At 69.5% G+C, this 18,968-nt stretch carries 20 protein-coding genes, 1 tRNA gene, 1 other RNA gene and 1 pseudogene; 16 read left to right on the top strand and 7 right to left on the bottom strand.

The genetic code is table 11. The annotated features are described in order from the left end of the window. Together JJL56_RS33680 and tkt are read right to left on the bottom strand one after the other, a co-directional pair. Positions 1-75: glyceraldehyde 3-phosphate dehydrogenase NAD-binding domain-containing protein (locus JJL56_RS33680; protein WP_200485412.1), on the bottom strand; the 75-nt coding region annotated here is incomplete at its 3' end. 94 nt (positions 76-169) lie between these two features. Further along, positions 170-2,182, bottom strand: coding sequence for a transketolase (gene tkt, locus JJL56_RS13565; RefSeq protein WP_200485398.1), 2,013 nt, complete (start codon positions 2,180-2,182; stop codon positions 170-172). 349 nt (positions 2,183-2,531) lie between these two features. Here tkt and JJL56_RS13560 point away from each other — a divergent pair, with 349 nt between their 5' ends. The 16 genes and pseudogenes from JJL56_RS13560 to pal all read left to right on the top strand — a co-directional run bounded on the left by JJL56_RS13560 (position 2,532) and on the right by pal (position 13,307). Beyond that, on the top strand, positions 2,532-2,756 hold the full coding sequence (locus JJL56_RS13560) for a hypothetical protein (protein ID WP_145626108.1): 225 nt from the start codon (positions 2,532-2,534) through the stop codon (positions 2,754-2,756). 3 nt (positions 2,757-2,759) lie between these two features. Then, a complete protein-coding gene (locus tag JJL56_RS13555; protein ID WP_145626107.1) occupies positions 2,760-3,074 on the top strand; it encodes a cell division protein ZapA in 315 nt (104 codons plus the stop codon). Positions 3,075-3,087: 13 nt separating this feature from the next. Continuing rightward, positions 3,088-3,248, top strand: a non-coding RNA gene (gene ssrS, locus JJL56_RS13550) — 6S RNA. Between the two features lie 39 nt (positions 3,249-3,287). Next, positions 3,288-3,881, top strand: coding sequence for a 5-formyltetrahydrofolate cyclo-ligase (locus JJL56_RS13545; protein WP_200485397.1), 594 nt, complete (start codon positions 3,288-3,290; stop codon positions 3,879-3,881). A gap of 12 nt (positions 3,882-3,893) precedes the next feature. Beyond that, a complete protein-coding gene (locus JJL56_RS13540) occupies positions 3,894-4,715 on the top strand; it encodes a TIGR00282 family metallophosphoesterase (RefSeq protein WP_200485396.1) in 822 nt (273 codons plus the stop codon). Between the two features lie 200 nt (positions 4,716-4,915). Beyond that, positions 4,916-5,668 (top strand): YebC/PmpR family DNA-binding transcriptional regulator, encoded by a 753-nt coding sequence (locus JJL56_RS13535; RefSeq protein ID WP_014240508.1) that lies wholly within the window; start codon positions 4,916-4,918, stop codon positions 5,666-5,668. Between the two features lie 30 nt (positions 5,669-5,698). Further along, positions 5,699-6,220: pseudogene (gene ruvC, locus JJL56_RS33100) on the top strand (crossover junction endodeoxyribonuclease RuvC); the annotation flags it as partial. A 75-nt stretch (positions 6,221-6,295) separates the two neighbouring features. Further along, a complete protein-coding gene (locus tag JJL56_RS33095) occupies positions 6,296-6,754 on the top strand; it encodes an endonuclease domain-containing protein (RefSeq protein ID WP_345772576.1) in 459 nt (152 codons plus the stop codon). Beyond that, positions 6,751-7,377 carry a Holliday junction branch migration protein RuvA gene (gene ruvA, locus JJL56_RS13525; protein ID WP_145626103.1) on the top strand — a complete coding sequence of 209 codons (627 nt, stop codon included), beginning with the start codon at positions 6,751-6,753 and terminating at the stop codon, positions 7,375-7,377. Before JJL56_RS33095 ends, ruvA begins: the two co-directional genes overlap by 4 nt. Beyond that, positions 7,374-8,465 carry a Holliday junction branch migration DNA helicase RuvB gene (gene ruvB, locus JJL56_RS13520; RefSeq protein ID WP_200485394.1) on the top strand — a complete coding sequence of 364 codons (1,092 nt, stop codon included), beginning with the start codon at positions 7,374-7,376 and terminating at the stop codon, positions 8,463-8,465. The genes ruvA and ruvB overlap by 4 nt, the downstream gene beginning before the upstream one ends. Further along, positions 8,458-8,937, top strand: a complete 480-nt coding sequence (ybgC, locus tag JJL56_RS13515; protein ID WP_200485393.1) for a tol-pal system-associated acyl-CoA thioesterase — start codon at positions 8,458-8,460, stop codon at positions 8,935-8,937. Before ruvB ends, ybgC begins: the two co-directional genes overlap by 8 nt. A gap of 5 nt (positions 8,938-8,942) precedes the next feature. Further along, positions 8,943-9,665 (top strand): protein TolQ, encoded by a 723-nt coding sequence (tolQ, locus tag JJL56_RS13510; RefSeq protein WP_145626100.1) that lies wholly within the window; start codon positions 8,943-8,945, stop codon positions 9,663-9,665. A 1-nt stretch (position 9,666) separates the two neighbouring features. Then, positions 9,667-10,149, top strand: a complete 483-nt coding sequence (tolR, locus tag JJL56_RS13505) for a protein TolR (RefSeq protein WP_109069626.1) — start codon at positions 9,667-9,669, stop codon at positions 10,147-10,149. A gap of 28 nt (positions 10,150-10,177) precedes the next feature. Then, the gene (locus JJL56_RS13500) at positions 10,178-11,326 is read left to right on the top strand and encodes a TonB C-terminal domain-containing protein (protein ID WP_200485392.1); all 1,149 of its coding nucleotides are present in this window, start codon (positions 10,178-10,180) and stop codon (positions 11,324-11,326) included. A 2-nt stretch (positions 11,327-11,328) separates the two neighbouring features. Beyond that, positions 11,329-12,681, top strand: a complete 1,353-nt coding sequence (tolB, locus tag JJL56_RS13495) for a Tol-Pal system beta propeller repeat protein TolB (RefSeq protein WP_035680557.1) — start codon at positions 11,329-11,331, stop codon at positions 12,679-12,681. Between the two features lie 149 nt (positions 12,682-12,830). Beyond that, a complete protein-coding gene (pal, locus tag JJL56_RS13490; RefSeq protein ID WP_145626098.1) occupies positions 12,831-13,307 on the top strand; it encodes a peptidoglycan-associated lipoprotein Pal in 477 nt (158 codons plus the stop codon). A 195-nt stretch (positions 13,308-13,502) separates the two neighbouring features. On the opposite strand, the gene JJL56_RS13485 is transcribed toward pal, so the two are convergent. The 5 genes from JJL56_RS13485 to JJL56_RS13465 all read right to left on the bottom strand — a co-directional run bounded on the left by JJL56_RS13485 (position 13,503) and on the right by JJL56_RS13465 (position 18,964). Further along, positions 13,503-13,577, bottom strand: a tRNA-Thr gene (locus tag JJL56_RS13485). A gap of 197 nt (positions 13,578-13,774) precedes the next feature. Beyond that, the gene (locus tag JJL56_RS13480; protein WP_200485391.1) at positions 13,775-15,739 is read right to left on the bottom strand and encodes a polysaccharide biosynthesis protein; all 1,965 of its coding nucleotides are present in this window, start codon (positions 15,737-15,739) and stop codon (positions 13,775-13,777) included. Positions 15,740-15,810: 71 nt separating this feature from the next. Beyond that, entirely contained in the window at positions 15,811-16,764 is a 954-nt protein-coding gene (locus tag JJL56_RS13475) for a UDP-glucose 4-epimerase family protein (RefSeq protein WP_200485390.1), read from the bottom strand. After that, on the bottom strand, positions 16,764-17,777 hold the full coding sequence (locus JJL56_RS13470) for an MraY family glycosyltransferase (protein WP_200485389.1): 1,014 nt from the start codon (positions 17,775-17,777) through the stop codon (positions 16,764-16,766). The genes JJL56_RS13475 and JJL56_RS13470 overlap by 1 nt, the downstream gene beginning before the upstream one ends. Further along, the gene (locus tag JJL56_RS13465) at positions 17,774-18,964 is read right to left on the bottom strand and encodes a glycosyltransferase family 4 protein (protein WP_247889449.1); all 1,191 of its coding nucleotides are present in this window, start codon (positions 18,962-18,964) and stop codon (positions 17,774-17,776) included. Before JJL56_RS13465 ends, JJL56_RS13470 begins: the two co-directional genes overlap by 4 nt. Between the last annotated feature and the right edge of the window lie 4 nt (positions 18,965-18,968).

The following is an 18,968-nucleotide window of genomic DNA, read 5'->3' as shown; positions in this document are numbered from 1 at the left end:
GCCGCTCTCGTAGATGGCCCGCAGAACCAGACGGCCGATACGGCCAAAACCGTTGATCGCTACCCGAACAGCCATTGTTTTCCTCCAGTCTGGCATTCCCCGACCCCGAACCGAACGGCTTGGGGCGGTCACTCCCGGCCCCGGACCGAAGTCCGGGGCGGCAATTCGATTACAAGCGCGCCTTCGCCGCGGCGACGACAGCCTCAGCGGTGATGCCGAAGTGCTTGTAGAGTTCCTGATAGGGGGCCGACTCGCCGAAGCCGCTCATGCCGATGAAGGCGACGGCCGTGGCGCCCGGATAACCCAGCCAGCGGTCCCAGCCCTGACGGATGGCGGCCTCGACCGCAACGCGGACGCCGCTGCCCAGAACCGATGCCTTGTAGGCGTCGTCCTGCGCCTCGAACAGCTCGAAGCTCGGGATCGACACGACGGCGGCGCCGATGCCCTCGGCCTGCAGCGCCTTGCGGGCTTCGGCGGCCAGCGAGACTTCCGAGCCGGTGGCGAGCAGCGTCACCTTGCGCTCGCCCTCGGCCTCCAGGATCACGTAGCCGCCGCGGGCGGAGCGGTTCTCCGCCGCGTGCTCGGTGCGCAGGGTCGGCACGTTCTGACGGGTCAGCGCCAGGACGGACGGGCCGTTGACGCGCTCCAGGGCGATCTGCCAGCACTCCGCGGTCTCGACGGCGTCGGCCGGGCGCAGGGTCAGCAGGTTCGGGATGGCGCGCAGCGCGGCCAGATGCTCCACCGGCTGGTGGGTCGGGCCGTCCTCGCCGAGGCCGATCGAGTCGTGGGTCATCACGAAGATCGAGCGCTGCTTCATCAGCGCGGCCAGACGGATCGACGGGCGGCAGTAGTCGGCGAACTGCATGAAGGTGCCGCCGTAGGGAATGACGCCGCCGTGCAGCGCCATGCCGTTCATGACGGTGGCCATGCCGTGTTCGCGCACGCCGTAGCGGACGTAGCGGCCGTTGAATTCACCACGGCCCTTAACGTCGGCGGTGTTCTTGGCCTTGGTGTTGTTCGACGGGGTCAGGTCGGCGGAGCCGCCGATCATCTCCGGCAGCGCCGGGACCAGGATGTCGAGCACGTTGCCCGAGGCGACGCGGGTCGCCCAGCTCGGCCTGTCCTCGGACACCTTCTTCTTGAAGGCGCCGATCAGCTCGTCCAGGCCGGCGGGGACGCCGCGGTCCATGGCCGCCTCGAACGCCTTGCGGGCGGAGGGGTCCATCGCCGCGACGCGCTCCGCCCAGTCGGCGTAGGCGGCGTCGGCGCGGGTGCCGGAGGCGCGCCAGGCGTCGAGCACGTCCTGCGGGACGACGAAGGCCTCGTGCGGCCAGCCGAGATTCTCGCGGGTGGCGGCCACCTCGTCGGCGCCCAGCGGCGAGCCGTGGCAGCCGTGGGTGTTGGCCTTGTTCGGGGCGCCCTTGCCGATGATGGTGCGGCAGGCGATCAGCGTCGGCTTGTCGGAGTCCTGCGCGGCCTCGATGGCCTTGGCGACGGCCTCGGGATCGTGGCCGTCGACGGTCGCGGTGTTCCAGCCGTAGGAGCGGAAGCGGGCCGGCGTGTCGTCGGTGAAGCTGAGATCGGTCGAGCCGTCGATGGAAATGTGGTTGTCGTCCCACAGCACGATCAGGCGGTTCAGCCCGAGATGGCCGGCCAGCGAGCAGGCCTCGTGGCTGACGCCCTCCATCAGGTCGCCGTCCGAGGCGATGACGTAGGTGTAATGGTTGATCAGGTCGTCGCCGAAGCGGGCGTTGGTGATCCGCTCCGCCAGCGCGAAGCCGACGGCGGTGGACACGCCCTGGCCCAGCGGACCGGTGGTCATCTCGATGCCCAGGGAGGGGTCGACCTCCGGGTGGCCCGGCGTCAGGCTGCCGAGCTGGCGGAAGCGCTTCAACTCGTCGATGGTCATCCGCTCGTAGCCGGTCAGGTAGCCCAGCGAGTAGATCAGCATCGAGCCGTGGCCGGCCGACAGGATGAAGCGGTCGCGGTCGGCCCAGGCCGGCTGCTTCGGGTTGAACTTCAGGAAGCGCGTGAACAGCACCGTGGCCACGTCGGCCATGCCCATCGGCATGCCGGGGTGGCCGGACTTCGCGGCCTCCACCGCGTCCATGGACAGCGCGCGGATGGCGTTCGCCATGGTGGTGATGGGGGCGGGCGGGGTGGCGGCGGAAGCAGCGGACATCGGGCAGGGTTCCTGAAGAAATGTTCCCGTGGGCAGGCGGGCAAGTCGAACGGGGTTGGGCCGAGCGGGGTCGAGCAACACCGATTGGGCGGGAAACCAGGGGTTCCCGCAGGACGCGCGCACCATGCAGAAGCCGTGTGCGCAGGTCAACACGGGAATGGGGATGGCGGCCCGGCTTTCAGCGCATTTTGGAGGCGCCATTTCCACCGCAATCCGTGGCGTAATTCCGGTTGACGGCGTGGCGTGGTCGGCCCAACTGTAGCGCTCGGCATTTTATGCATGTGCGAATTATGCATGTGCGAACTGCTGCCCCGTTCGCCGTCCATCCGTCCGTCAAGGTTCCCCGCCCATGGATTCCCTGAAAGCCGCGCTCGACCGCCTCTCCAAGTCCGTGGATCGTCTGGAGCATGCCGCGTGTGCCCGCGAGGAACGGGTGGCCAAGCGCGAGCAGGAGCTGAGCGAATCCCTGCGCGAGGCCCGTATCGAACAGGCGCGCGCCCAGGAGAATGCGGAAACCGTGTCGAAGCGTCTGGAGGCGGCCATCGGCCGTCTCGAAGCGGTTTTGGAGAATTGAGCCATGGCCCAGGTGGAATTCGAGGTGAACGGGCGCGCCTACCGCGTCTTCTGCGAGGATGGGCAGGAATCCCGCCTGCGTGAACTGGCCGCCTTCGTCGACGCCAAGCTGAAGCAGGTGACCGGCGGCGGAAAGTCCGGGTCGGAGGCGCAGATGCTCGTCCTGACCGCCATCGTCATGGCCGACGAGATGCAGGACCTCATGGCGGGCCGGGGCCTCGCCCCGCTGTCCACGGTCAACGAGGCCGAGGTGGCCGCCGCTGTGGATAATGTCGCTTTGCGCATCGAAGAGGTTGCCGCGCGGCTCGAGCGCGCTTAAGTTAGTCCACGGAAGGTCGCTGCCTGGTTCGTCAGGTCGCAATAATCCCCAGGGCCGATAATCTTAGACTCTCGGGAGCTGTCCCTGTCCGGACCTTGGTCCGGGTATATGGCGCCCACCTGCTCTGCAGGTCATGGAGGATAAGCATATGCCAACGGCCAAGGCGGCACCTTCCGCCTCTCCCCTGATTTCCCCCGGCGTTTCCAGGCGACGATGACCGACCCGCGCGCTGCCAAGGACGCCGCCCGAGCCCAGGCGCGCGCCCGGCGCGACTCCCTCAACGACGACCGACTGCGCGCTTTTGCCGCGGAGGCCCTGCGCGAGCGTTTCCTGGAGAAGCTGGTCCTGCCGGGGTTCATCCCGGACGGCCCCGTTGCCGGCTATTGGCCGCTCGGCTCGGAACTCGACGTACGCCCCCTTCTGCTCCATCTTAAGGCGGGTGGGCGCTCCGTCGCGCTTCCGGTGTCCGGGCCGCGCGGGCAGGCTCTGGCCTTCCGCGACTGGGACCCGGCGCAGCCGCTGGCCGCCGGCCGCTACGGCATTCATGAACCCGGCGCCGACCGGCCCGAGCTGGTTCCGGCGGTGCTTCTGGTGCCGATGCTGGCCTTTGACCGCAGCGGGCACCGGCTGGGCTACGGCGCCGGCTACTACGACCGGACGCTGGACGCCCTGCGCGCGATCCGTCCCGTCCTGGCGGTCGGCACGGCCTTCGCCGCACAGGAGATGGACGCGGTGCCCCACGGGGCGCATGACGAGCGGCTCGATTGGATTCTGACGGAGCGCGAGACGCTCCGCTTTACGCACTGAAGGTTGGGGACGATGCGGCTTTTGTTTCTGGGCGACGTGGTGGGGCGGTCGGGACGCGACGCGGTGATCGCGCATATGCCGATGCTGCGCGACCGGCTGGACCCCGACCTGACCGTGGTGAACGGCGAGAACGCCGCCGGCGGATTCGGCATCACCGTGAAGATCGCCGAGGAGTTCTTCGCCGCCGGCGTGGACGTGGTGACGCTGGGCAACCACTCGTGGGACCAGAAGGAGCTGGTGGCGGCGATCGACCAGCAGCCGCGCATCATCCGCCCGCTGAACTATCCGGAAGGAACGCCGGGGCGCGGCTTCGTGCTGCTGCAGGCGCGGGGCGGGCGCAAGGTGCTGGTCATGAACGTCATGCTGCGCCTGTTCATGGACCCGATGGACGATCCCTTCGCCGCGGTGGACCGGGTGCTGCGCGCCCATCGGCTGGGTCCCAACGGCGCCGACGCCATCCTGGTCGACGTCCATGGCGAGGCGACCAGCGAGAAGATGATCATGGGCCATTTCTGCGACGGCCGCGCCTCGCTGGTGGTCGGCACGCACAGCCACGTCCCGACCGCGGACCATGTGGTGATGAGGGGCGGCACCGCCTATCTGACCGACGCCGGCATGTGCGGCGACTACGACAGCGCCATCGGCATGAAGAAGGAAGTCGCCATGGCCAAGCTGATCCGCAAGCTGCCGACTGAACGGCTGAGCCCGGCGGAAGGCGAGGGCACCGTCTGCGGCTGCTACGTCGAGACGGACGACCGCACCGGCCTCGCCACCAGCATCCAGCCGTTGCGGCTGGGCGGCCGGTTGAGCCAGTCCGTGCCGGTGCGGGGCTGAGCGACGCCGCCGTCCCCGGCCCCGCAGGGCGCAAAAGGGGCGCCCCAATACTGCCATATTGACTTTCTATATGGGTAGGTGTCGTCTCCGGCGCCGAAGGCGTGCGGTGGCGCACAAAGGCTGGTACATGTGTCCCACCGCTTACCAAGCTGTTTCACAAGACCTTGTATCTTTGAATCCATCTGGGGCTCGTTCGACGCATGGCCGGTCATAGCCAATTCAAGAACATCATGCACCGCAAAGGCGCGCAGGACGCCAAGCGGTCGAAGATCTTCAACAAGCTCGCCCGCGAGATCACCGTGGCGGCCAAGGGCGGCCTGCCGGACCCGGCGGCCAACCCGCGCCTGCGCGCCGCGATCACCGCGGCCCGCGTGCAGAACATGCCGCGCGACCGCATCGACCGCGCGATCAAGCAGGGCACGCCCGGCGGTGGCGACGACGCGAACTACGACGAGGTGCGGTACGAGGGCTACGGCCCCGGCGGCGTCGCGCTGATCGTCGAGGCGCTGACCGACAACCGCAACCGCACCGCGTCGGAAGTGCGCTCCGCCTTCACCAAGTATGGCGGCTCGCTGGGTGAGACGAACTCGGTCAGCTTCATGTTCAGCCGCGTCGGCGCGATCTACTACCCGGCCGCCGCCGCGGCGGCGGACGCCGTGTTCGAGGTGGCTCTGGAAGCCGGCGCCGAGGACGTGGCGTCCGACGAGAACGGTCACGAGGTCACCACCACGGTGGAGAATTTTGCGATCGTGCGCGACGCGCTGGAGGCCAAGTTCGGCGGTGCAGAGAGCGCGCGCCTGACCTGGAAGCCGCTGAACACCGTCGCCCCGTCCGAGGACGCCGCCGCCAGCCTGATGAAGCTGCTGGACGTGCTGGAGGACAACGACGACGTCCAGACCGTCGAGGGCAACTTCGACATCTCCGACGAGCTGATGCAGAAGCTGACGGCCTGAGTTCAGGTCGCGGAGCGGAGGGGAACCGGGGTGCTTGGGCAGGCCGGAAGGAGCGGGGCGGCGCAACAGCCGCCCGTACGCCTGTTGGGGCTGGACCCCGGCCTCCGGCACACCGGCTGGGGCGTCATCGACGTGTCCGGCAACCGGCTGACCCATGTGGCGGACGGCGCCGTCCATTCCGACGGCGACCGTCCGCTGGCCGAACGGCTGTGCCAGCTCCACGAGGCGCTGACCGAGGTGCTGGAGCGCTACCGTCCTGACGAGGCGGCGGTCGAGGAGACCTTCGTCAACAACAACGCGGTTTCCACGCTGAAGCTGGGGCAGGCGCGGGCGGTGGCCCTTCTGGTCCCGGCGCTGGCGGGGCTGTCTGTGGCGGAATACGCCAACAACATGGTGAAGAAGGCCGTGGTGGGGCAGGGCCGGGCCGACAAGACGCAGGTGCAGGCCATGGTGCGCCTGCTGCTTCCCGGCTGCGCCATCACCACGCCGGACGCCGCGGACGCTCTGGCCGTGGCGATCTGCCACGCGCATCACCGGCAGTCCCTTCTGTCCTGGACGCCGACCTCTCCCCTCTCCCCCCCGGGGAGAGGGCAGGGTGAGGGGGTGCAACTTCTAGCGCGCGGCAAGATGAGCAGCGTTCCCCCCTCACCCCAACCCTCTCCCCGGGGGGGAGAGGGAGAATGGGGCATGCTGGCGCAAGAGAAGCCGTCCGAAGTCCAGACCGTTCGGGCGCGCCAGTTGCGGCAGAACTCGACCGATGTCGAGAAGCTGCTGTGGCAGCGGCTGCGGAACGCCCAGATGGGGGCGAAATTCCGCCGTCAGGAACCGATATTGGGCTTCACAGTGGATTTCGTGGCCCACGACCATCGTCTGGTCATCGAACTGGACGGTGGACAGCATGCGGATCGCGTTGAACAGGATCAGCGCCGGACCCGCATGCTGGAGCAGGCGGGTTTCCGCGTGCTCCGCTTCTGGAACAACGAATTGAACGAGAACCTGGACGGGGTCCTTGAAACGATCAAGGCCCGTCTCGACGAAACAACCATTCTGCGGCGCCAACCGTCCGGCAGGGAGTCATTTCCATGATCGCCAAGCTCACCGGTGTCGTGGATTCGGTCGGGACCGACTGGGTGGTGGTGGACGTCAACGGGGTCGGCTACCAGGTCGCCTGTTCCAACCGCACGCTGTCGCGCATGGCGGTGGGGGAGCGGCGGGCGCTGGTCGTCGAGACCTTCATCCGCGACGACCGGATCACCCTCTATGGCTTCGCCGACGCTGGCGAGCGCGACTGGTTCCGGCTGCTGACCACCATCCAGGGCGTCGGCTCGCGCCTCGCCTTGTCGATTCTCGGCGTGCTGGACCCCGATCAGCTCACCCGCGCCATCGCCGCGCAGGACAAGACGGCGCTGACCCGCGCCGACGGCGTGGGGCCGAAGGTGGCCGCGCGCATCGTCAATGAGTTGAAGGACAAGGTGGGCAACCTCACCCTCGGCGCCTCGGCCTCCGCCGCTCCGGCGGCGGGCGGCAAGGCGGCGCCGGCGGGCGGCCCCGACAACATGGTCATGGCGGACGCCGTCTCGGCCCTCGTCAACCTCGGCTACGGGCGGTCGGAGGCGTTCGGCGCCGTCGTGGCCGCCGGGCGCAAGCTGGGCGACGGGGCCGGCGTGTCGGAACTGATCCGGCATGGCCTTAAGGAACTCAGCCAATGACCGCCGACCAGAACGGCTCCGATCCCGACCGGCTGGTGCAGCCGGGGCGGGGCGCCGGCGACTCCGGCGAAGCCTCGATCCGGCCGCTCTCGCTCGCCGAGTTCATCGGCCAGCGGCAAGCGCGTGAGAATCTGTCGATCTTCATCCAGGCCGCCCGTTCCCGCGGGGAGGCGCTGGACCATGTGCTGCTGTTCGGGCCGCCGGGCCTCGGCAAGACGACGCTGGCCCAGATCGTCTCGCGCGAGCTGGGGGTCGGCTTCCGCGCGACCTCCGGCCCGGTCATCGCGCGGGCCGGCGACCTCGCCGCGCTGCTGACCAACCTGCAGCCGCACGACGTCCTCTTCATTGACGAGATTCATCGCCTTAATCCCGCCGTGGAGGAGGTGCTCTATCCCGCCATGGAGGATTTCCAGCTCGACCTCATCATCGGCGAAGGCCCGTCGGCGCGGTCCATCCGGATCGACCTGCCGCCCTTCACTCTGGTCGGCGCGACGACGCGGTCCGGCCTGATCACGCGCCCGCTGCGCGAACGGTTCGGCATCCCCGTGCGGCTTCAGTTCTACGAGCCGGACGAGCTGGAGCTGATCGTCCGCCGCGCCGCGGGCGTGCTCAACATGCTCATCACCCCGGAAGGGGCGCGGGAGATCGCCAACCGCTCGCGCGGGACGCCGCGCGTGTCGGGGCGGCTGCTGCGCCGGGTCCGCGACTTCGCCTCGGTGGCCGGCGTGCCGGAGGTGGATGCCCGCATCGCCGACGCCGCCCTGACCCGGCTGGAGGTCGACCGGCTCGGCCTCGACAGCATGGACCGCCGCTATCTGGGCATCATCGCCAACAACTACGGCGGCGGGCCGGTGGGCGTGGAAACGCTGGGCGCCGCGCTCGGCGAGCAGCGCGACGTGCTGGAGGAGGTGGTGGAACCCTACCTGATCCAGCAGGGCTTCCTGCAGCGGACGCCGCGTGGGCGCATGCTGACCGACCAGGGCTTCCGCTATCTCGGCCTCAACCCGCCCTCGGCGCCGACGCGGCAGTTCGACCTGCTGGACCGGCTGTCGGAGGCCAACCCGGACCCGGAGGACGGCGATGTCTGACGGCGCCGGGACGGCAAATCTCTCGGGCTGCTTTGACGAGAACGCGCAGCACAGGCTGGTGCTGCGGGTCTACTACGAGGACACGGACGCCGGGGGGCTGGTGTATCACGCCAACTACCTGCGCTTCTTCGAGCGGGCGCGCACCGAGATGCTGCGGCTGACCGGTTTCACCAACGCCGGGCTGGCCCAGAGCGACGGTGTGTCATTTGCGGTACGACGGGCGGAGATCGATTTTGTCGCTCCCGCAAAGCTCGAGGATACGCTTGAAGTGGTGACGCGAATCACCGATACCGGCGGTGCCTCCTTCGCAGTTGCACAACTTGTCCGTCGCGACGGCCGTGACCTCGCGCGGGCGGTGATTCAGCTGGCGATGATCAATTTGGCCGGTAACCGGGCCGGACGTCCCGCGCGCCTTCCGGCGCCGGTCCGCGAGGCGCTCAATGATTTGTACAAAAGGCAGAAGCGAGACTGACTGCGATGGATCTTAATTCCGCCCAGGTGGTCGGGGCCGCGGTGAAGGCCCACGACATCACGATGTGGGGCCTGTTCTGGCAGGCCGACCTGATCGTCAAGGTCGTGATGCTGATGCTGCTCGTTGCCTCGGTGTGGTGCTGGGCCATCATCATCGAGAAGCTGATGCGCATCCGCCGCCTGAACGCGCAGGCGGACGCCTTCGAGGAGAGCTTCTGGTCCGGCGGGTCTCTGGACGCGCTGTACGACCGCATCGGCCAGAACCCGACCGATCCGATGTCGGCGACCTTCGCCGCCGGCATGCGCGAATGGCGCCATGCCGCCGACCGCGGCATCGGCTCCATGAAGGGCTCGCTGCAGCAGCGGGTGGAGCGCGTCATGTCGGTGACCATCGGGCGCGAGATGCTGCGCGCCGAGCGCTACATGACCTTCCTGGCGTCGGTCGGTTCGACGGCCCCCTTCATCGGTCTGTTCGGCACGGTGTGGGGCATCATGAACTCCTTCACCTCGATCGCCGCGTCGGGCAACACCAGCCTCGCCGTCGTCGCCCCCGGCATCGCCGAGGCGCTGTTCGCCACGGCGCTGGGTCTCGTGGCCGCCATTCCCGCCGTGATCTCGTACAACAAGTTCACCACCGACCTCGGCCGCTACGCCGACCGGCTGGAGACCTTCTCGGGCGAGTTCTCGGCGATTCTGTCGCGCCACCTCGAGGAGCGGGGAGCCGCCTGACATGGGAGCCCAGCTCGCAGGAAAGGGCGGCCACGGTCGGGGCCGCCGCCGCGGATACCGCGCGATGGCCGACATCAACATGACGCCCTTCATCGACGTCATGCTGGTGCTGCTGATCGTCTTCATGGTCGCCGCGCCGTTGCTGACCGTCGGCGTGCCGGTGGATCTGCCGAAGACCAACGCCGCCCCGCTGGAGGCGCAGAAGGACCCGCTGTTCGTGACCGTCCAGGCCGACGGCCGGGTCTATGTGCAGGAGACGGCGGTGGAGACGGCCAACATGGTGCCGCTGCTGATCGCCGTCACCAACAACAACCCCGATGCCCGCATCCTGGTGCGCGGCGACGCGAAGATCGCCTACGGCAAGATGCTGGAGGTGATGGGCACCATGAGCGCCGCCGGCTTCAAGAAGGTCGGGCTGGTCGCCGAGATGCCCAGCGGGCCGGGCGCCACCGGGCCGCGCGTCGGCGGCTCGGCGCAGCGCTGAGACGCCACGGCGAGTTGAAGGCTGACCCATGCGCAAACCCCTGATCGCCTCGGCAACGCTGCACGTCGCGCTGGTCGCGCTGTTCGTGCTCGGCATGCCGCCCAGCGATCGCAAGCTGGACATCCCCGAGTCCATCCCGATCGAGATCGTGGACATGGGCGAGGTGACCCAGGCCGCGCGCGTCGACAAGGGCGAGCCCAGGCCGTCGGCCCCCAAGCCGCCGGTGCCCGAGGCCAAGCCGAGTCCGCCGGCCCCCGCGCCGCCGGAGCCGGCCAGCGAGCCGCCGCCCCCGCCGCCGCCCCGGCCCGAGCCAAAGGTTCCGGAGCCGCCGAAGGTCGCCCAGGTGACGCCGCCCCCGGCGCGCGAACCGCCGCCGCCGCCCAAGCCGGCGCCGCCCCCGCCGCCGCCCGATCCGGAGCCGGCGCCGGCGCCGGTGGTCAAGCCGCCCGAGCCCAAGCCGGAACCGAAGCCGCAGCCTCCGAAGCCGGAGCCGCCCAAACCGGAACCGCCGAAGCCGGAGCCTCCCAAGCCCGAGCCCCCGAAGCCGGAGCCGAAGAAGCCTGAGCCGCCGAAGCCGGAACCGGCCAAGCCCGAGCCCAAGAAGCCCGAGCCGGCCAAGCCGGAACCGCCGAAGGCCGAACCGAAGAAGCCGGAAAAGCCGCCGGAGAAGACCGACGCGCTGGCCGACCTTCTGAAGAACGTTCAGAAGAACGCCCCGGCCAAACCGGCGGCTTCGGAGAGCAAGGCCGACGCCAAGCCGACCCAGAACGCCGCCGCATCGGCGGCGCCCTCGGCGGCGCCCTCAGGGGCCGCCAAGGCGGTGAACGGTCCCGACAAGCCGTTCAAGCCGTCCGGGCGCGCCATCGACGGCATCCGCGGCGCGGTGAGCAAGAACTGGAACTTCGACCCGGGCCGCAAGGACGCCGGGAACATGCAGGTGGAGATCATCGTTGAGCTGGGCCGCGACGGTTCGGTGCTGAACGCGACGATCAACGAGAGGTACCGCTCCCGCTACATGTCGGACGCGGCCTTCCGGGCATCGGCCGACGCCGCGCTGCGCGCGGTGAAGCGGGCCAGCCCCCTGCCCATCAGCGAGTTTTCCGGCGACTTCACGCCCGCCCGGTATGAAGAGTGGCGTTACTTCGTGTTCAATTTCGACCCGAGGGACATGTTCTGACCATGACGAAGAAGACGAGGCTTCTGCTGAAGGCCGCCGGTTGCGCCGGCGCCCTGCTGCTCGCCCTCGGCGTCGCGGCGCCCGCCCCGGCCCGCGCCGAGGTGCGAATCGACATCACCAAGGGCGTGGTCGAGCCGCTGCCGATCGCCATCACCAGCTTCGCCGGTGCCGGCGGGCGCGAGGCGCAGGTCGGTTCGGACATCTCCAAGGTGGTCGCCGCCGATCTGGAGCGGTCGGGCCTGTTCCGTCCGCTCGACCCCAAGGGCTTCCTGCAGACCCCGGACCAGCTCCGCTCCGGCGAGCCGCGCTATCAGGACTGGCGCGCCGTCGGCGCCCAGGCGCTGGTCGCCGGCAACACCACCGCCATGGGCGACGGCCGCATGAAGGTCGACTTCCGCCTGTGGGACGTCGCCGCCGGCCAGTACATGCAGGGGCTGAGCTACACCGCGACCGCCGACAGCTGGCGCCGCATCGCCCACATCGTCGCCGACGCCATCTACAAGCGGCTGACCGGCGAGGAGGGCTATTTCGACACGCGCATCGTCTATGTGGCCGAATCCGGCCCGGCCAACGCGCGCAAGAAGCAACTCGCCATCATGGACCAGGACGGTGAGAACCATCAGTTCCTGACCGACGGCAAGAACCTCGTCCTGACGCCGCGCTTCTCGCCGGCGACCCAGGAAATCACCTACATGTCGTACTTCAACAAGAAGCCGCGCGTGTACCTGTTCAACATCGACAGCGGCCGCCAGGAGGTCCTCGGCGACTTCGTCGGCATGACCTTCGCCCCGCGCTTCTCGCCGGACGGCAACAAGGTCGTCATGAGCATGGCGCAGAACGGCAACACCGACATCTACGCCCTGGACCTGCGCACCCGTCGCCAGACCCAGCTCACCGATTCGCCGGGCATCGACACCGGCCCCAGCTACTCGCCGGATGGCCAACGCATCGTCTTCGAGTCGGACCGCGGCGGCAGCCAGCAGCTCTACATCATGGGCGCGGACGGTTCGGGGCAGAAGCGCCTGACCTTTGGCGAGGGCCGCTACGGCACGCCGGTGTGGTCGCCGCGCGGCGACCTGATCGCCTTCACCCGCCAGCGCGGCAGCAACTTCGCGCTCGGCGTGATCCGTCCGGACGGCACCGGCGAGCGCATCCTGACCGAGTCGTTCCACGTCGAAGGCCCGACCTGGGCGCCGAACGGCCGCGTGCTGAGCTTCTTCCGCGATGTTCCGGCCGGGGACGGCCGCGGGCGAAGCGCGAAGCTCTACACGATCGACGTGACTGGGGCAAACGAACGTCGTGTGATCACTCCGCTCGACGGCTCCGATCCCGCATGGTCGCCCTTGATTCCCTAGTGGAGTAGCCCTATTTTGCGCGCGCAAGAACGACGCTCAAGACGAAGGCCGGAAGTCGGTACTTCCGTCGGGGTCTGGCGGAAGTCGGCGGCGTTCTTCCTTCACAATCCGGTCAAAACAATCTCGTGTCGCTTAGGGGGTCATTAGACATGCGTATCAAGTATCTGAGCCTGATCGCGGCTGTCGCTCTGGTTGCCGCTTGCGAAACCGCTCCGAAGGACGCCGGCAACGCCAACACCACCGGTGGCGCCACCCAGTCCAGCATCCGTCCGGGCTCGCAGGAAGACCTGGTCGTCAACGTCGGCGACCGCGTGTTCTTCGGTCTCGACCGCTACGACCTGGCTCCGGAGGCTCGCGCCACCCTGGACCGTCAGGCTTCCTGGCTGAAGCAGTACCCGAACGTCACCGTGACCGTCGAAGGCCACGCCGACGAGCGCGGCACCCGCGAGTACAACCTCGCCCTGGGCGAGCGCCGCGCCAACTCGGTGAAGAACTACCTCGTCGCCGGCGGCATCAACACGTCGCGCGTCAAGGTCATCTCCTACGGCAAGGAGAAGCCGGCGGTCCTCGGCTCGAACGAGGCCTCCTGGGCGCAGAACCGCCGTGGCGTGACCGTCGTCGACTAACGACGGCGCCCGTCCGGGTTCCAAGAAAAACGCCGCTCCGGAGCGATCCGGGGCGGCGTTTTTCTTTTGGGGACGTTGGGGGAGGGCCGGGGTGGGCAGACCCAGTCCATCGCTGAACGCAGAACGCAAAAAACCACGCAAGCCGGCCAACGGCTGCGCTTCAGCATTCTCAAAGAAATAACGAAGGGGGGAGGATGGTGCTGCCAGAGAGGATTGAACTCTCGACCTCTCCCTTACCAAGGGAGTGCTCTACCACTGAGCTACGGCAGCGCCGGGACGGTGTTGCTGGCCGGGAAGAACTTGCGGCCAACCGTCGAAGTGGCGCGGTTTATGCCACAGGCTTTGCTCCGATGCAAGCGGTGAAGTGTCCCCCTTTGAAGAAAATGGCACCAAAGAAAAATGGGCGGGGAATTCCCCGCCCATGGTCACGCGCGGTTCGCGCACCGCGCCGTCGGGGGCGCCCTGGTTCAGCGATCCGCCTCGCCGGTTGCCGCAGCATTGCCGAAGGCGCTCGGCGGCGGCAGGACGGCCTCCGCGCGGAAGTCGGGGACGATGTTGGACAGGATGGTCATCACCCGCTCCGCATCCCCCGCCCGCGCCGCCGTTTCCAGCTCGCCCAGCGCGCGGTTGATGAGGGCGTAGTCGATCACGCGGGGCGAGGCGAGGAATACGCCGTCGGCCTCCGTGCGCGTCGGAGCCTCGGTCGAGGTCAGGATCTCCTCGAACAGCTTCTCGCCGGGGCGCAGGCCGGTGAACTCGATCTTGATGTCGTGGCCGGGCCGGTAACCGGCCAGCCGGATCATCTGCCGGGCGAGGTCGACGATCTTCACCGGTTCGCCCATGTCGAGCACCAGCACCTTGCCGCGCTCTTCCAGGCGGGCCACGCCGTGGGCCGAGGCCTGGAGCACCAGCTCCACCGCCTCCCGCACCGTCATGAAGTAGCGGCGCATGTCGGGGTGGGTGACGGTCAGCGGGCCGCCCTTGGCGAGCTGGCGGGTGAACAGCGGCACCACCGACCCGCTGGAACCCAGCACGTTGCCGAAGCGGACCGTCATGTAGCGGGTCGCCGTCTCGCCGCCGTCGCGCGGCGGCAGCATGTCGAGCGCTTGGCAATAGCATTCGGCGAAGCGCTTGGTGGCGCCCATCACGCTGGTCGGGCGGATCGCCTTGTCGGTGGACACCAGGACCATCGCCTGGCAGCCGTTGGCCCGCGCCGCGTCGGCGACGTTGCGGGTGCCGATGACGTTGGTCAGCGCGCCTTCCGCCGGGTTGGCCTCCACCAGCGGCACATGCTTCAGCGCCGCGGCGTGGAACACCATGTGCGGGCGCTGCGCCTGGAACAGGCGGAAGATGCGGTCGCGGTCGCGCACGTCGGCGATCACCGCCTGGAGCGCCAGGGCGGGGAAGCGCTCCCGCACCTCCATCTCGATGCTGTAGAGGTTGAACTCCCCGGCGTCGACAAGGGTCAGCGTCTCCGGCTGGAGGGCGGCGATCTGGCGGACCAGTTCGCTGCCGATGGTGCCGCCCGCTCCGGTGACGACGACGCGCCGTCCGGTGACGAGGCTGGCGATGGCGCCGCGGTCGAGGACCGCCTGGGGGCGGCCCAGCAGGTCCTCCAGCGCGATCGGGCGCACCTCGATCTTGCCTTCGCCCAGCGCCGACTTGAACTCGGTCAGGCTGGGCAGCCGGGCCATGGACAGGCCGAGCGATTCCGCCTGCTCCAGCAGGTCGCGCAGGACGGTGCCGGGCACGTCGGCCTGACCCTTGGCGACGATCAGGCGCTGCGGGCGGTCGCCGCGCTGCGCCAGTTCCTCGACAACGCGGGGCAGGTCGTCGGGGCCGCCCAGGACGGGCACGCCGCGGATCGCGTGGCCGATGCGCCGGTTCTTGTCGTCCAACAGGCCGACCGCGCGGTAGGCGGCGCCGGCGTTCTGGTCCAGCGAGCGGATGAACAGCTCCGCCGCGTCGCTGACGCCCAGCAGGAGAACCGGGATGCGCGGCACCCCCGTCGAATCCCGGTCATGCAGACCCAGCCGGCGGTCCTTCACGAGACGGTAGGCGAAGCGCGGCCCGCCCAGCAGGACAAGCTGCACGAACCACAGGATCACCGGCAGGGACCGGGGCAGGGCCTCCAGCCGGGTCAGCAGGAACATGACCGCCAGGAAGCACAGCACGACCGTCGTGACCGCGCGCAGAAGCTGCGCCAGATCGGGGACGGAGGCGTAGCGCCAGATGCCGCGGTACAGCCCGGAGAAGCGGAACACCACCGCCGCGATCAGCACCAGGATGGGCAGTCCCGTCAGCAACGGGTCTCTGTATTCCTGGAACGCCTGCTCGCCCACGCGCAGATACAGAGCCACGACCAGGGCGGCGGCCGTCATCGTCAGATCGTGCAGGTAGACGAGGGACGCCCGCGGAGACGGGATACGCATGCGCTTTACCTTAGACTATCGCTTCGCCGGGGTTGTTCCCTTGCGGGAAATCCCAGGCCCATCCTGGCCGTTCAGCCGCGCAAAGCTTTGAACCATTCGGCGGTCAGGCGCAAGCCGTACGCGGGGTAGCAGGGCGGGCGCCAGTTCAGCGCGCGGCGGATGGCACCGTCGTCGATCACCAGCGAGCCGGCGACGCGGTCCAGCATGGCCTCCCGCCGGACCAGCCGGGCGGCGAACGCCAGCATCGACGGCGGCACGGGCAGAAGGCGCGCGGGCTTGCCCAACGCCTCCGCGATGGCGCGCACCAGTTCCGCCGTGGACATCGGACGCCCGTCATGGACCAGGAACCGACCGCCCGCCGCTTGCGGGTGGGTCAGGCACTCCTGGACGGCGTCGGCGAGATTGCCCACGAAGATCAGGCTGCGTCGGTTCTCCAGGGCGCCCAGCGGCAAGGGAATGCCGCGGTCCACCGCCTGCATCAGCCGCAGGAAGTTGCCGCCCACGCCGGGGCCGTAAACCAGCGGCGGACGGATCACCACGGCCTCCAACCCGGTGCGGGCCGAGATCTCCGCCAGCGCCCGTTCGGCCTCCAGCTTGGAGATGCCGTAGGGAGAGTGCGGATCGGGCTCCGTCTCCTCGCTCAGTTCGTCGGGGCGGCTCTCGTCGGCCAGCGCCTTGACGCTGCTGAGATAGACCATCCGCTTGACGCCCGCGGCCGCGGCGGCCTCGGCCAGAACGCGGGTGCCGGCGGTGTTGACGCGGCGGAAGGCGGCCAGCGGGTCGGATTCGCGGTCGCGCATGACGTGGACGCGGGCGGCCAGATGGACCACCGCGTCCATGCCCTGAAGGACGTTGCCCCAGGCGGTGGCCGGGCCGATGTCTCCGATGGTGACGGTGTCCGCGGCGCCGGGAACGGCGGCGCCGGCCCGGCGCACCACGGCGCGCACGCTGTGCCCGCGCTCCACCAGCAGGGGAATGACCGTCCGCGCGACGAAACCGGTGGCTCCGGTGACCAGGACGCGCATCACGCCGCCGCCCGCGCAGGCCGCGCCAGCAGGGCCAGCAGAAGCACGACCGCAGCGGCCCCCGCCGGCAGCACCGTCCAGCCGAGCGCCAGCGACGCCACGGCCAGCAGAAGCAGCGTGGCGTTCAGCGCCAGGACCAGACGAACCACCTGGGCGTGGTTGCGCCCGCGCTGGGTGGCCTTCTGATAGAAATGCTCGCGGTGCGCCTGCCACACCTTCTTCCCCTCGGCCAGACGGCGCAGCAGGGTGACGGTGGCATCGGCCAGGAAATAGGCGGGGATGAGCAGCGCCGCCACCCAAAGCCCCGACGCCGCCAGGACCAGCAGCAGCCAGCCCAGCGTAAAGCCCAGCGGCACGCTGCCGACGTCGCCCATGAAGAGCTTGGCGGGGTGCCAGTTCCACACCAGGAAGCCCAGCGCCGCCCCCGCCGCGGCCAGCCCGTAGAGCGCCAGCGCCGGGTCGAGCGCGCCGAGCGCCGCGACCAGCGCCAGCCCGGCGCCGATGGACGCCGCCTCGCTGCCGGCCAGCCCGTCGATGCCGTCCATGAAATTGAACAGGTTCACGAACCACAGCCAGCCGACCGCGGCCACCAGCCGGTCCGCCCAGAAGGGCAGAAGCCCCTGGAAAACCAGGCCATCGCCGGGAAGCGCGCTCAGCCCCGCGACCACCGCGGCGATCTGGGCGAGGAATCGCGGCGCCGGACCCAGCCCGCGCCGGTCGTCCATCCAGGACACCGCCATCAGCGCCAGCGTTCCGGCCAGAATCGGCAACGCTCGCAGCGGATCGTCCGCCGTCATGGCGATGAGCGTCCAAACGGGCAGCAGAGTCAGCATGACGCCCCAGCCGCCGCCGCGCGGCGTCGGGATTGAATGGCTGGAGCGGTCGTTCGGATGGTCGAGGATCGCCTTGCGCCGCAGATAGGCGAGCACGCGCCCGGTGAACAGCCAGGACAGCGCGAAGCTGCCAGCCAGGGCGAGGAACAAGGCAAGCAACAAGGCCAGGGGGCCGCTCATGATGCCTCCGCGACCGGCGCCGTGCCGGGCTGGGTGGATGCCAGCAGCCGATGGTACAGCTCGACCGTCTTCGCGCCCACCCGGTCGGACGCCATGTCGGATTCGACCAGACGCCGGCTGGCGGAGCCGAAGCGCTGGCGCAGGGCGGCGTCGCGCACCAGAACCTCCAGCGCGTCGGCCAGGGCCGCGGCGTCGTCGGGTGGGACGAGCAGGGCGTTCTCGCCGGCGTGCGCCACCTCGCGGCAGCCCGGCACGTCTGTGGCGACGATGGCCCGCCCGCAGGCCGCGGCTTCCAGCAGGCTCTTCGGCAGCCCCTCGCGGCGGGAGGCCAGCACGGCGATGTGGCAGCGCGCCCAGACCTGCCGCACGTCGGCGCTGTGGCCGGGCAGTTCGACACCGGGCAGGGCGGCCCAGCGGTCCAACTCGGCCTGAGTCACGGAGGTCGGGTTTTCCGGATCGGGCGTGCCGGCCAGCAGCAGCCGGACGTCCAGCCCCTTGGCCCGCAGCCTCTGCTGCGCCTCGACCAGCGGGCCGACGCCCTTGTCGGCCAGCAGGCGGGCGACGCAGCCCACCGTCACCGGCGGCTCCGGCGGCTCGGGAAGCACCTGATAATGGGCGGTGTCGATGCCGGAGCCGCGGATGATCCAGGCGCGCTCGTCGGGCAGCAGCCCGGCGGCCACCAGCGTCTTCCGGTCGTCCTCGTTCTGCAGGATGGTCAGGCTGTTCGGGCGCTTCAGCACGGTGCGCAGCAGCGGGCGGGCCGCGGCCCCGGCGACGCGGGACTTCAACCCGCCGGTGCCGAGGAAGGCGGAGCCCAGCCCGGTCAGCGCGTTCACCACCGCCGGCACCCCGGCCAGACCGGCGGCCAGCCCGCCCAGCAGAACCGGCTTCATGGCGACATGGTGGACCAGATCCGGCGCCTCCCGCCGATACAGCGCGGCAATCTCCGCAACGGCGGACAGGGCGCCCGCCGGGTTGATGCTGCGCCGCTGCCAGGACAGGGGCAGCACGCGGAAACCCTCCGCCTCGATGCGGGGGCCGTGCTTGTCGACGCGGGTGGCGACGGCGACCTCGAACCCGGCCTCGCGGGCGGCGCGGGCCATGGGCAGGCGGTGGGACCAGAAATACCAGTCCTCCGTCACCAGATAGATCAGCTTGCGGCCGGCGTTTGTGGGGCTGGCGCTCACGGGA

The organism is Azospirillum aestuarii, assembly GCF_016632405.1.
Taxonomy (GTDB): Bacteria; Pseudomonadota; Alphaproteobacteria; order Azospirillales; family Azospirillaceae; genus Azospirillum; species Azospirillum aestuarii.
Note: the sequence above shows the minus strand (reverse complement) of the source record. Positions and strands in the feature narration are given on the sequence as shown.

Excerpts from the sequence above, each read along its gene's own strand:
- JJL56_RS13555 (WP_145626107.1), top strand. The coding sequence starts at position 2,760 with ATGGCCCAGGTGGAATTCGAGGTGAACGGGCGCGCCTACCGCGTCTTC.
- JJL56_RS33095 (WP_345772576.1), top strand. The coding sequence starts at position 6,296 with ATGAGCAGCGTTCCCCCCTCACCCCAACCCTCTCCCCGGGGGGGAGAG.
- JJL56_RS13475 (WP_200485390.1), bottom strand. The coding sequence starts at position 16,764 with ATGCGCGTCCTGGTCACCGGAGCCACCGGTTTCGTCGCGCGGACGGTC.
- JJL56_RS13560 (WP_145626108.1), top strand. The coding sequence starts at position 2,532 with ATGGATTCCCTGAAAGCCGCGCTCGACCGCCTCTCCAAGTCCGTGGAT.
- tolB (WP_035680557.1), top strand. The coding sequence starts at position 11,329 with ATGACGAAGAAGACGAGGCTTCTGCTGAAGGCCGCCGGTTGCGCCGGC.
- ruvB (WP_200485394.1), top strand. The coding sequence starts at position 7,374 with ATGACCGCCGACCAGAACGGCTCCGATCCCGACCGGCTGGTGCAGCCG.
- JJL56_RS13540 (WP_200485396.1), top strand. The coding sequence starts at position 3,894 with ATGCGGCTTTTGTTTCTGGGCGACGTGGTGGGGCGGTCGGGACGCGAC.
- JJL56_RS13480 (WP_200485391.1), bottom strand. The coding sequence starts at position 15,739 with ATGCGTATCCCGTCTCCGCGGGCGTCCCTCGTCTACCTGCACGATCTG.
- tolQ (WP_145626100.1), top strand. The coding sequence starts at position 8,943 with ATGGATCTTAATTCCGCCCAGGTGGTCGGGGCCGCGGTGAAGGCCCAC.
- ruvA (WP_145626103.1), top strand. The coding sequence starts at position 6,751 with ATGATCGCCAAGCTCACCGGTGTCGTGGATTCGGTCGGGACCGACTGG.
- JJL56_RS13500 (WP_200485392.1), top strand. The coding sequence starts at position 10,178 with ATGCGCAAACCCCTGATCGCCTCGGCAACGCTGCACGTCGCGCTGGTC.
- pal (WP_145626098.1), top strand. The coding sequence starts at position 12,831 with ATGCGTATCAAGTATCTGAGCCTGATCGCGGCTGTCGCTCTGGTTGCC.
- tkt (WP_200485398.1), bottom strand. The coding sequence starts at position 2,182 with ATGTCCGCTGCTTCCGCCGCCACCCCGCCCGCCCCCATCACCACCATG.
- JJL56_RS13470 (WP_200485389.1), bottom strand. The coding sequence starts at position 17,777 with ATGAGCGGCCCCCTGGCCTTGTTGCTTGCCTTGTTCCTCGCCCTGGCT.
- JJL56_RS13535 (WP_014240508.1), top strand. The coding sequence starts at position 4,916 with ATGGCCGGTCATAGCCAATTCAAGAACATCATGCACCGCAAAGGCGCG.
- JJL56_RS13545 (WP_200485397.1), top strand. The coding sequence starts at position 3,288 with ATGACCGACCCGCGCGCTGCCAAGGACGCCGCCCGAGCCCAGGCGCGC.
- ybgC (WP_200485393.1), top strand. The coding sequence starts at position 8,458 with ATGTCTGACGGCGCCGGGACGGCAAATCTCTCGGGCTGCTTTGACGAG.
- tolR (WP_109069626.1), top strand. The coding sequence starts at position 9,667 with ATGGGAGCCCAGCTCGCAGGAAAGGGCGGCCACGGTCGGGGCCGCCGC.